The 12,070-nt window shown below is 60.9% G+C and carries 10 protein-coding genes; 8 read left to right on the forward strand and 2 right to left on the reverse strand.

Annotated elements, in window-relative coordinates; translation table 11 throughout:
• Window positions 1-23 precede the first annotated feature (23 nt).
• Window positions 24-416 (forward strand): hypothetical protein, encoded by a 393-nt coding sequence (locus ACQUS8_RS11580; protein WP_435101190.1) that lies wholly within the window; start codon window positions 24-26, stop codon window positions 414-416.
• Between the two features lie 3 nt (window positions 417-419).
• On the opposite strand, the gene ACQUS8_RS11585 is transcribed toward ACQUS8_RS11580, so the two are convergent.
• Both ACQUS8_RS11585 and ACQUS8_RS11590 read right to left on the reverse strand, forming a co-directional pair.
• Complete coding sequence (locus ACQUS8_RS11585) at window positions 420-2,216, reverse strand: hypothetical protein (protein WP_435101192.1); 1,797 nt, start codon at window positions 2,214-2,216, stop codon at window positions 420-422.
• On the reverse strand, window positions 2,213-3,439 hold the full coding sequence (locus tag ACQUS8_RS11590; RefSeq protein WP_435101794.1) for an AAA family ATPase: 1,227 nt from the start codon (window positions 3,437-3,439) through the stop codon (window positions 2,213-2,215). The genes ACQUS8_RS11585 and ACQUS8_RS11590 overlap by 4 nt, the downstream gene beginning before the upstream one ends.
• A 121-nt stretch (window positions 3,440-3,560) precedes the next feature.
• Here ACQUS8_RS11590 and ACQUS8_RS11595 point away from each other — a divergent pair, with 121 nt between their 5' ends.
• The 7 genes from ACQUS8_RS11595 (at window position 3,561) to ACQUS8_RS11625 (ending at window position 11,866) form a co-directional block, all read left to right on the forward strand.
• A complete protein-coding gene (locus tag ACQUS8_RS11595; protein ID WP_435101194.1) occupies window positions 3,561-5,399 on the forward strand; it encodes a hypothetical protein in 1,839 nt (612 codons plus the stop codon).
• A 76-nt stretch (window positions 5,400-5,475) separates the two neighbouring features.
• Complete coding sequence (locus ACQUS8_RS11600) at window positions 5,476-8,121, forward strand: DUF1156 domain-containing protein (protein ID WP_435101196.1); 2,646 nt, start codon at window positions 5,476-5,478, stop codon at window positions 8,119-8,121.
• 56 nt (window positions 8,122-8,177) lie between these two features.
• Entirely contained in the window at window positions 8,178-9,935 is a 1,758-nt protein-coding gene (locus tag ACQUS8_RS11605) for a DEAD/DEAH box helicase (protein WP_435101198.1), read from the forward strand.
• Window positions 9,928-11,097, forward strand: a complete 1,170-nt coding sequence (locus ACQUS8_RS11610; protein ID WP_435101200.1) for a hypothetical protein — start codon at window positions 9,928-9,930, stop codon at window positions 11,095-11,097. Before ACQUS8_RS11605 ends, ACQUS8_RS11610 begins: the two co-directional genes overlap by 8 nt.
• Before the next feature lie 107 nt (window positions 11,098-11,204).
• Window positions 11,205-11,318 (forward strand): DUF6735 family protein, encoded by a 114-nt coding sequence (locus ACQUS8_RS11615; protein WP_435101796.1) that lies wholly within the window; start codon window positions 11,205-11,207, stop codon window positions 11,316-11,318.
• A gap of 55 nt (window positions 11,319-11,373) precedes the next feature.
• Window positions 11,374-11,655: a DUF6735 family protein gene (locus tag ACQUS8_RS11620; RefSeq protein ID WP_435101202.1), complete on the forward strand. Its 282-nt coding sequence runs from the start codon at window positions 11,374-11,376 to the stop codon at window positions 11,653-11,655.
• Window positions 11,591-11,866 carry a DUF6735 family protein gene (locus ACQUS8_RS11625; protein ID WP_435101798.1) on the forward strand — a complete coding sequence of 92 codons (276 nt, stop codon included), beginning with the start codon at window positions 11,591-11,593 and terminating at the stop codon, window positions 11,864-11,866. The genes ACQUS8_RS11620 and ACQUS8_RS11625 overlap by 65 nt, the downstream gene beginning before the upstream one ends.
• The last annotated feature ends 204 nt before the right edge of the window (window positions 11,867-12,070 follow it).

The raw sequence follows: 12,070 nt of genomic DNA on the forward strand, positions 1-12,070 counted from the left end.
GTCGCCCGTAGATGCTCAATCGAATGAGGGAGCTTGACGCAATCGCCGGGATGTACAACGTCGTCGTCGACGACCACGAGACAGCGGCCCACCAGGTTCCGATATCGACGTTCATCGAGATGCTCGATGCCCACGAGATACCGGAAGAACTCTGTGTCGTTGGGTTGGAACCCGTTCTCGCGGATGACACGGAAACTCGCCGGGAGCTGGTCGACACGATGCGCACCGAGTGCGACTACCTGAACAGCTGCTCCCCTCACCGAAAGATCCAGTTCGCCGTCGAGGGACGCTTCCAGAGCGTGGGGGAGTCGTTCGAGCTGGAACGCGACGGCGAGTTCTACCCACTAACGCCGGTGTTCGGCTCCCGACTCAAACGGCGCGGTCAGGGATGGCTCGTCTCACCGTATCGCGTGTGACCGTCAGCGAAGGCTGATCGGATCGGAGGTCTCCACAGAGAGCGTCGTTCCATCGTCGACGAGAAAGTAGAGTCGCACGGATCCAAACTCGCCCTCGCCGTTCGGATCGTAGACGGGAACGCACGTCGTCCGGTTTTTTGGGTATCGACGGTTCCCAGTCTCGTCCTCGGCGGTCAGCTCCTCCCGAATCAGCTTTCGCGTCCACCGCCCCTTGTTCGGGAGCTCACCCCGGTTCGGGCCCCCAGGGGAGAAGGTCACACCGTCGACGACCTGATCCGCGAACGTCCGTTCGTTGTTAATCCCGAACGGCCCGTCAAGGTGAGTGACACGCCGGAGATCACCCTCGTCAGCTCCCTCAAGCGCCAGGATCCGGTCCGCGTTCAGGGCATCGAAGACCTGCAGCTCCGGCCAGCGCTCTGCGAGAACACCGAAGACGTACTCCCGCAACTTCTCCCGATATCGCTCGCAGGTGAACGACTCCTCAGAAGAAAGAGAAACCACCTCGACAATCCCGTCGGTCTGCTGGACCGGCATCTCGACGGGCTCCAGCTGCGGGCAGAGGAACGCCATCCGGTCACTCCCAGTCAGATAGGCGTAGGCGAACATGCGGGAGCGGGCTCCCGACTCACTAGCGGGGTTCGATCCCTCCTCGTAGTATTTCGAATCCAAGACTGTAATCGGCCCCTGCGGTCCCTCGAGTAGATGGTCGGGCTTGTGGTGTGCCTGTGGGTTCCCTGCGAAGGGCCGAAGGGCAGGTTCACGACGGCAGCGGACTCCTTCGAGATTCCCGAGCCGATCGACGTCCGACTTGATCTCCTCGAGCAGTTCTTCGAGCAGTCGCTGCGAGTAGTCCTCGAACAGCCCATTCATGCTCAGAGCGTAGTCTACCAGCAGCTCCTTGGCGTCGCCGCCGGCCGCTCCCAGTAGCACCGACGAGAGAATCGAGCGGGACGCGTGCAACGCCCGCTGATAGTAGTGGCGCTGGCGCGGCAACGCCTCCACTCGCAGCGAGCGATAGCGGCCAATGTCACGGGGCGAGGCCTCAACGCCAAGCGACTCGAGCTGCTGGACCTCACGATTGACCATCGCGAGCAAGCTTTCCATCCGAGGGTGACCCCCCTCACGGCTCAGCATCCGGAGGAGAAACCGCCCCGCGAGCAGCAACGCTTCGTTGACCGTGTTGCTGTGGTCGACCTCCGTCTCGATCCATGTTGGAGCCTGTGTCGGCCCGGCCTGGTCGACTAGCGTCCGTTCGACGTCGACCGAACCGTAGCCCTCGAACCCCTGTCGGCGCTCGATGTGTAGCTCGCGGATCACCCCGTTTCGGCGGACCGTCCGCATCCCCGCGACGTAGTTGATGGCGAGAATCCCGAGAATTCGGCTTGAGGCGGTGTCTCCCGTCGTCAGTTCGTCGAGAGGAATCCCGTAGAACGACTGCGTGCGGTCGACGTCGTACACCGTCAGCAACATCTCGAACGCGGCCTCCCAGCCCACCTTCGGCTCGACGTGGACGCTGAGCCCCGGCAGTAGTTGGACCATACCGACGACGTCCTCGGCGGTCACGCGGACCGTCGAGTCCGAGACGCGAGCCGAGAGGACGTCTAGTGAGTCGTCGTCCTGATTCGTGTCGATGCGGACTCGGGGGCGGCGCTTGACGAACCGGCCGTCCTCCTTGCGGACTAACCCCGCTGCGCGGAGCTCCTGGCCCACGTCGTCGGGGCAGTCGTGGACGACCAGCTTCTGCTGTTCCTGTATCGTCGCCTGGCTGGCACCGTACTCGACGTGGACCGCCTCACTCATACCTCAATGCCCATCTCCCGCTGTTCGGCCTCGGCTTGGCGGTGGGCGAGGTCGATGGCGGGCCCGAGGTCGAACGACTCGAACTCGTCGTCGAGCGTCTCATAGTGGGCCTCGATTCGGCGGATCTGCGGGAGCGACGCCGTGTTCAGCAGTCGTGGCGTGATATACGTCGCAAAGGCCTGCCCCACCGCGTTCACTTCGTCGCCGACGTACTCACCACCCTCTCCACAGGCTTCCTGCAGGAACCGTGCCACGTCCTGGTAGTGCATCGGCCCCATCTCCATGATCCCACCCTCCGCGCTGGTCGTCGTTCCGTCGTTGATACCCGCATGGTGTTCCTCGAACAACCGGACGAGCTCGTCGGTGTCGATATCGACGCCGGTCCCGATCCCGCCGACCCAGCGGTTGAAGAGCTCCTGCCGGGCGTCATCTTCGTACCGGCTGAGCTCGATCATCGCGAAGCGCCGCGTGATCGCGTTGTCAAGCTCATTGACGGTTCGGTCAGACATGTTCATCGTGCAGATGAGCTTGACGTCGTCGGTGAGGGTGAGCTCCTCACCGTCCTTATTCCGGAAGATAACCTGTTCGTCGTCCTCGATAGCCGTGTAGAGCGGGCCGAACACCTGAGAGATATCCGCGCGCGTGATCTCGTCGATGATAACCGCCCAGTTATCGTCGTATTGCCGGGCCTTCTCGATGCCTTCGGACACACAGCCGGATCGGCGGTGGTAGCTGATCTCCCCATCCTGAACCTCCGGTTGGATGCTGCCCGTAATGTCGCCGGGCGTCCACGTTGGCGTCGCGGTGTGAATCGAGTAGTCGATGCAGGTCTCAAGCGCCAGCTGCTTCGCGAAGTAGGTCTTGCCCGTCCCTGTCGGGCCATAAAGGACGACCGGCTTCCCCAGCGCGATGGCAGTGCGGGCATTCTTCAGCACGTCGTCGGGAACGAGGATATCGGCCAGCTGCTTGTTGCGTTGGGCGACCGTCTGTTTGACGTCCAGCGGCACTGCCTCGTGCGTGAGAATCTCCTCACGGATCGACTGTGCCGACCCCGGGAACTGTCGGTCGATCTGCTCCTCCTCGACAAGATAGCGAATCGCGTCTGGATCCTCGCTCTGCCGGATGAACTCCCGACACTGGTTCTCGTTGTTCAAAATCCAGTTCTGGAACTCCTTCGCTTCCTGCTTAGTGTAGTCGGTGAAGGACCCGCTGTGGCTCATTATCCGACTGAAATACGTGCCGGAGTAAATAAGCACGTGTATGGTTGCTTTCATTGAGGTCGATCTCGGCGCCGACTAACACTACATCTATATGTCGTTATTCCTCTGATTAGAGATATCCGGAATGCCTATCGACACAGGAGCCTATACCAGCGGGCAGCATCTCGTCGAACACCTGGAAGCCCACAACCCGTGGTGGGAGTTCGACAGTGAATTCGATCCCGCTGGAGGCGTCGACGCCCGCCGCCCAGCCTACACGGAGGCCGTGGCATCCCTGACCGCCGGCGAAACGCGACGACTCGTCGTCGGAGGGACAACCACGACCGAGACAGTGGGGCTGCTCGAACAGCTCATCGAGACGGTGCTCCGACCGGAGTTCCAAGAACAGCACATCCAAGACGCGGAGCTTCGAGACGCCGCCAGCGATCTACTGGTCCCATCGGAGAACGTCCTCCGGCTCCCACTCGGGGCCTCACCGCTCTACCAGCTCCAGCCAACCGCCGGGCTCGAGGCAGCCGTCGACCACTTCCAGACCCACATCGCGTCGCCCGAGCACCGGCAGTACCTCTTCCTCGAGGGGTTCGACACGCTCCGACGGCCGACCCGACGGGGCGACAACCGCGGAGCAGAGTGGCTCGCGGCGCTCGGTCGTATCACCGAACAAGGAGAAGACCTGACCATCGTCATCTCTGTACCGTCGTCGACGTTCCTGGCCGACCGCCTCGCCAGCCATTCGATGGATATCACAGACAACACAGAGTGGGGACTCCAGTCACTCTCCCACCTCAGCTTCGAGTCATACCTCCGACTCAGACATCGACGGCTGGCGGTCACGCCATCGGCGGAGCGATTCGAACCCTCATCCACACGGGAGACCCTCCGACACGCAGTGCGCACGAGCGAGGTGGCACCGTTCGCTGAGCAGATTCGGAAGGGTGACCGCGTGCTGGAGCCGGCTACGCTCCGACGAGAGTGTACGATGTTCGCCGTCGGGGGCGGGCGCATGGCCACACGGCTAGCGCGAGCAGGTGTCGACCTCGACGGCACCCAATTCGAGACCATCCTCCGGAACCGGGGAGAGCAAACGCTCCAATCCCATCAGTCGGAGCTCGTCGACGACCTTCGGAACGAAGTGACCGCAGTCGCTGACCGGCTGTACGGACTCCGGGACTCGCCCGGGCCAATCCGACTGGCCGCCCTCGTCGCGAACGAGCGGCCGACCGGACCGGTGGAGTTCGAGGCCGTCTGCGACGTCCTTGACGTCGACCGGCGAACCCTCCGCGAGCAGTACCTCCGCGTCCTCGGAGAGCTCGAGCTGGTCGGAAGTACGCCGGCGTACGCGAACAAGCGCCCGCGCTCGCTCGGCCTCACCCACCGTGACCCGAGCGTGCTTGCAGCGTTCGGCGGGTTCGACCTCCCAGACGCACTACGGCGGGAGCCCGGGCTCACGCCGTCGCTATGGCACGCGATGCTCTACGACCACACAGTCCGGCTTTCCGAGAGGGTAAACGAGCGACGCGATCCCAAGCGTGGCGTGGTGAAACATTGGGCGTCCGACAATGGCGTCGTCGACTTCGTCACGAAAATCGACGGGCGCCCCATCCCAATAGTGTTCACTCCAGACCACACGCTGACGGATCTTGAGCGTGGCACTGGGTCGGAAGCATACGAGGCACTGCGCTCGTTCCTCCGGCAGACGGCGTCGATGGCGGACCAAGACTCACTACGGACGCGAGACTACGCAACGGTCCCCGACGTAGTCGCCGAGCAGCGCAAGGCAGTCGTCGAGGACGAGCGCTACCTCGGCACCCGTCAAGAGGGCAATGTGGTCGACAGCGAGGCCCCGTTCGGCATCATCGTTACGAACGCCCGTGAGGCGATGGAGGACGGCATAGTCGTCGACGACAGTGGGCCGCGCCCGATCCTCCAGCTCCCGCTCTGGACCTACCTCCGGCTCGGGTAGCCGACCGCCATCGCCCAAATCCCGTTCCTCGAGTCGGTGGTCTTTTACCAGCGAGCGAACACCATGACGGTAGTAAATGACCCGTAACCCACGGGACGGCAAGTCAGCCGACCGAACCGAACTCCCCATCGAACGCGGGTTCCCCATCGAGCGCGTGAACGAAATCGCTGAGAAGGAGAGCCGCGCCAAACAGTACTATCGCCCGGTCTACACCATGCACAAGTGGTGGGCGCGACGGCCCGGCTGTCTGTTCCGTGCGATCTCGCTCTACTCGCTGCTCGACGACGAGACTGACGAGTCGGAGGTCTCCGTGTACGAGCCCGGCGAGAACCAGACCCTCGGCACTAACGGAATCGACGAGGCGGATCTCCTGCGAGCGGTCTCGGAAGTCGACATGGAGGATCCCGAGTCGCTCTGGGAGTTCTACCCCAAGGACGTCCGCGTCAAGGACAAGAAGGTGCTCGACCCGTTCATGGGCGGGGGCACCTCCCTCGTGGAGGCCTCGCGCTTCGGCGCGGAGACCGTCGGCTACGACCTGAACCCGGTCGCGTGGTTCGTCACGAAGAAGGAGCTCGAAGCCGGCCAGACAGACCCCGAGAAACTCCAGGAGGCCTTCGAGCAGGTGAAAGAAGACGTGGCTGAGGAGCTACGTTCGTTCTATCGCACTCCTTGCCCTAACGGTGACCACGAGGCAGAAGCAGTCAATAATTTCTGGGTACGGGAGCTCAACTGTGTGTCGTGCGGCGAAACTGTCCCGCTGTTCAAGAACTACCGGGTGGCGAAAGCTCGGTACGTCGACGGAAACCAGTATTACGTCTTTTGTCCGGGCTGTGGTTCTGTCTCGCTCGTCGACGACTGGAAAAGCGAGACTGAGTGTGACTGTGGTACTTCTTGGGTACCGAAAGACGGCCCTGTTTCGAGAGGATATTACACCTGCCAGTCGTGCGGCCAGAAGGAAGCTATCTCGGAGGCGACCCAGTCACAGGGAATCCCCGAGGCGAAGCTGTACGCGATTGAGTACTACTGTGGCGTCTGCGACGAGAACGGTCGGCCAAAAAAGGTACACAAAGGGTACAAGGAAGTCGATTCTGTGGACTCGGAGCGGGTTCTGGAGGCCGAAAAGCGGTGGGAACAGTCGACCGAACTCCGAGAGTGGGTCCCCGACGAGAAGATTCCTTCCGGATACGAAACCGTGGAGCGACGCCCGCTGTTCGACCACGGTTACACGAGGTGGACAGATATGTTCCTGCCGCGTCAGCTTCTCTGTCTCGCGACGCTGCTGAAACGAATCAGCGAGGTTGAGGACACCGACGCACGGGAATACCTGCTGCTGGCGTTTAGTGACTCCCTGATGTTCCAGTCGACGTTCACAATTTACAATCAGCAGCGGAACAACATGGAAGGCGTCTTCCGACTGAATTCGTTCGTTCCACAGACGGATTTCGTGGAAAACAACGTCTGGGGGGCTGAGTTCGGTCGCGGAAACTTCCGGAACACGTGGGAAAAACTGCTAAACGGGGTGACGTACGCCAATGCACCCACCGACCGGTATATCGAGTCCGGGGACATAGACGAAACCGAACCGTTCAGTCAACCTATCGGGAACAACGCGGACGTTCATAGGGGAGATATGCGAGACATGGATGCCGAGGACGAGTACGACATGGTCCTCACGGATCCGCCGTACTACGACAACATCATGTACTCGGAGCTGTCGGACTACTTCTATGTCTGGCAGAAGCTTCTCCTTGAGAACGATTACGACGGGTTCGAACAAGAGAAGACACCTCGAGCTGACTCTATCGTCACCAATCCGCACCTTGGAAAGACGGAAGCCGATTTCGAGGAGGAGATGCGGGTGGCGCTTGAGACCATCAATACGGCGTTGAAAGACGACGGTTCGTTGGCGTTCACTTACCACCACAGCGACGAGGAGTCATGGGGTGAACTCCTCGGCTCTCTCTGTGATAGCGGCTTTGAGGTGACAGCAACGTATCCCATCAGCTCTGACCTGAGCAAGTTCATCGAGGCTCGTGAGGCGGTTTCATTTGACATCGTCATCGTCGCCCGCCCCACCGATGAGCGCCAGCCGATCTCGTGGAACGCGCTCCGGCGGCGGATCGTCCGCACCGCTATGGAGACCCGCGAAGTGCTTGAGGAAAACCGCGACCTGAAGGGCGGTGACATCGGCGTCATCGAGATGGGGAAGTGCTTCCAGGAGTACTCGAAACACCACGGGGAGGTCCGACGCGGGCAAGACACCATGACTGCCAAGGAGGTTGTCCAAGAGATCTACGGCATCATTCAGGACAACACCCGCGGCGAGCAGGCGGTCTACCTCGACCTGCTGGAGGAGCACGACCCCAGCTACGACGACCTGAACAAACACCTCCGTCACGCGGACGCCTCTCAGGATCAGCTTGAGGAGATGAATCTCGTCCGAACCGACAGCGGCGGGCTCTCGCTGCTCGATTGGCGCGACGAAGGACGGCAGGCCTACGTGCAGGACCGTGTCGACGCGGGCGACGCGACCACGCTGGATAAGGCCCACTTCCTGCGCTACCGGTTTGAGCAGGGCAAGGAGACCTCGCCGTATCTCGAGCAGTGGAGTGACGACGACCTCACGGACATCTGTGAAGGGCTCGCCGAGGCGACGGGCGACGAGACCTATCTGAAGCTGGTGGGCGTCGATAGCTCGCTGGACGAGTATCTCAACCGATAGGCCGTCGAACCTTTCGGCTGCGAAACGTATTTGCCGGTCGTCCGACTCTATGGCGTATGGACGACGAGGACCTCGTGTCGGTCGAGGTCACCCACGAATCGCCTGAGGAATTGCTGACGCGGCTGGGTGAGAACCACTCCGATCCGGCGGCCCATTGGGCCAGCCTGACCGCGACGCGACTCCAGCACGGCACAGCCGAGAAGGAACTCCGCTCGCTGGCAACCGTCGACGACGAGGAGGTGAAGCTGCTAGAGCACCAGGTCGACGCCGCCTACCGGGCGCTCTTCGAGATGAACGGGAAGGCGTTGCTGGCCGACGAGGTCGGTCTCGGGAAGACCATCGAGGTCGGGATGATCCTCAAGGAGATGCACTACCGAGACACCGACGACTCGGTGCTTATCTTGACGCCAGCGCAGCTGGCCAAGCAGTGGCAGGCCGAGCTGCTCGAGAAGTTCGGGCTCGAGTTTGTCTGCAACTATGACGAGGAGTTCGAGGGATTCGACGCCCACGACCACGTCATCGCCAGTATTGACACGGCCAAGAGCGATCGCCACCGAGCGACTGTGCTGGCACGTGGCTGGGATGTCCTTGTGCTCGACGAGGCCCACTATGTGAAAAACGAAGAGACTGATCGCTACGAGCTAATCGAGCGGCTCTCCTATGATTACGCCTTCTTCCTCACCGCCACACCGATTCAGAACGATCTCACGGATCTCTACAACATCGTCACTCTGCTCCGTCCGGGGCTGTTCGGCTCTCGAGAGGTGTTCCACCGCTACTTCATCAACGACGACCAAGAGACGCTGGTCAACCGGAACGAGCTGCAGGACCGACTCACGGACGTGATGATCCGCAACCGCCGAGCGGAGACGGACATCGATTTCACGGATAGACACGTCGACACCCGGACGTTCGAGCCGAGCCAGCTCGAGCAGGAGCTCTACGACGCTGTCTCCGAGTACGTCAGAGGGGCCTACAGTGAGGATCAGGGCCAGAAGCTAGTGTTGATGCTGCTCCAGAAGGAGGTCGTCTCCAGCCCCGCGGCTCTCCGTGGAACGATCGAGAAGCGCCTCTACGAGGAGGGCGAACTCACTCATGCGGCGGAGCTGGAGACGATCCTCGAGAAGATCGACGCCATCGATACAGTAACAAAACAGGAGCGGCTGCTGGAGATTGTTGAAGAAGCGCGCGAACATGTCGAGATGGGGCGGGTTATTGTCTTCACTCAGTTCCGGGCGACCCAGGCGGAGCTTCTAGACCGCCTCGAGCAGGACGGGTACAACACCCATGCGTTCCACGGCGGCCATTCCAGCCAGGAGAAAGAAGAGATTGTCACGGCGTTTGAAGAAGAAGGGGGTGTGCTCGTCTCCACGGACGCGATGAACGAGGGCCGAAACCTCCAGTTTTGCAACATCATGGTCAACTACGACCTCCCGTGGAATCCAATGAAGGTCGAACAACGGATCGGCCGCATCCACCGGATCGGCCAGAAACGCGCGGTCTACGTCTTCAACATGGCGCTCGAAGACACCATCGAGGAGTACGTCCTCGACCGACTCTACCACAAAATCGACCTCTTCCAGCAGTCGGTCGGCGAGCTGAGTTCAATCCTCACTCGGCTCGAGGACTCCGGCCAGAGTTTCGAGGACGAGATTTTCGAGCGCCTCGTGAACGCGGACTCGGAAGTCGACCTAGAGAACGACTTCGACGCAATGGCGGTCGACCTACAGGAACAGCGCGAACTAGCCCAGAAAGTCGAAGAATTCAACAGCGGCGTATTCCGCGGCTTCGACCTGGGGGCCAGCGATGACTGACACGGCAATCGCGGTCACCCAGACCGCCGCCGAGCGATTCACCGAGCTCTACCTAGAGACATGCGGATGTTCAGTCCGAACACACGAAGACAAACTCGTCGTCGACGTTCCGGAGACCGCGTCGACGGCTCTGCTGGAGCCAGGAACGACGACGCTCGTCTGCTCAGCCGATCCCGAGCGAACCGGCAACGACCGAGCGCTCAACCCCGAAAGCGAGACATTCCAAGAGTTACTACGGGAAGCAACCACCCACGCACCAGTCGGTCGCGTCGATCTAACAGAGACAGACACCGAGATCAGGCTCCCGGACTGGCTGGTCGAGAGCGACGTCTCCGTCGCCAGCACACAGTTCCAACCCTACTACGACCGGACTGCCGTGGCCGGACTGTTCCAAGTCGGCGTCGAGACAGTAAGCGAATACCAGACGCAGCTACTTCGCGTCGCCGCCATCGACACGACCTCCCACACAGCCCTCCCCGCGCTCGCGGACCGGCTGCTCGGACAGACCACGCCCGATTCGACCCCGTTCGAGGCCAATCCACCAACCATTGACGAGGACGTCGTCAGAACGTCTCTCGAGAGCCTACAGGAACACGTCGTAGAACAAGTCGAACCATCGATCACCGAGATCAGAGAGGGCGCTACTCGTGCTGCCCACGCCGAGCAGGAGGAGTACCGGCAACTGCAAGATCAGCGTATCGACGAGCTCGAAACGGAACTCTCGAGAGTAACCGAAAAGATCGAAGAGTGCAGCGAAGCCGCCGAAGCGGCTGACGAACAAACCGAACGGCTGGCGAAGCTCCAAGAGCGAAAAGAGCTGAAGACAGAACGTGACGAACTACAGGCCGACCTACAGGAGCTTCGGGAAGCCCGTTCACGAGGGTTCCCCGAGAAGCGCCAAGAAATCAACGACAGACACAGCCTCCACGTAACGGTCGAACCATTGACCGTAACCGAGTACCAGTACGAGCAAGGCGAACTCGAGTTGAACGTCAGTAATGCGGGCGACAAGGCATCCATCCGAATCGGTTACGGGAACGGAGTCGGCATAACCGAATCACTCGACTGTAGCCGCTGCGAAACCACTCTCTCCTCTGAAAACCCCCTCCGCCTCCACAACGACGAAATCTGTTGTACCCACTGTCACCCCCACACCACTTGAACGGTATCCAGTGACCACGTAGGAAGGACACCACGTACACAAGGACCCATAGTAGGCACCAGTCCTCCCATCGTCTGTGTTCTTGTTTCCCTAAAGTTCGAGACGTCCTGAGAGACGTCGCGCGGAACCAGTCTGGCCATCGTGCTCTTGTCGCGTACGAACGCCTAGACGGACAGTACAATCACCACGACTCACATCGTGGGACGAAAACCCCCAGTTGAAACAAATTCTCACGCTCGAAACGCCGTTCGAAGAGGACACGAGCGCGAACGAGCCATGCCTACAAATACAAATCCCTGCAGACGACCACACAGGCGTCGATTCCGACACCGAGGGGGGGAATCGCGGACGCCGACGCGCGTCCACATTGATCCCTGTGCTGTTAGTGTGACACTCGAGGAGATTCGTCGAGAGTATCTCGACGACCTCGCGCATGAGGCGTTCTACGTCGTGGACTGTGACGACTGGCAGCTACGGGGGACGGCATATTCGCGTGTTCTGGGTTGGCTTCGAGGACGTCGCGACGACGGCGCGCCGGACGCCGACCGTCGGCCATAGTGCGCTACGCACGGTCGCGTGGCGCGACAGCGACCCAGTCAATGACGAGTATATGCGTGGAGAGTTCGACGTGCTCAAAGCCATCATTGGCGACCTCCGAGACCGCGGCGTTGTCGCGAGCGACGACGAGGCACTCGCCTATCTCGAACGAGTGCTTCGCGAGTGGAGCGCGGATGCCGAGATCCACGTCACACTACGGGAATCGCGATAGGGGAGACCCCGATCACACAAGAAATCGCCGACATACCCATGCTGCATCCGTATAATGTAAACACTCACACACGTAGAGTGTCGAAGCGCACAAGTCCACACCCTCTACTATTTCCGGAGCTTTCGCCACTTGCAGACTCAAGCAGCTAATCGTTGGTGACGATTGGTTCGCCGCTATTGAGTGCATATGGATTGTTCCGAAGGC

Source organism: Halarchaeum sp. P4 (assembly GCF_051195175.1).
In the GTDB taxonomy this organism is placed as follows: Archaea; Halobacteriota; Halobacteria; order Halobacteriales; family Halobacteriaceae; genus Halarchaeum.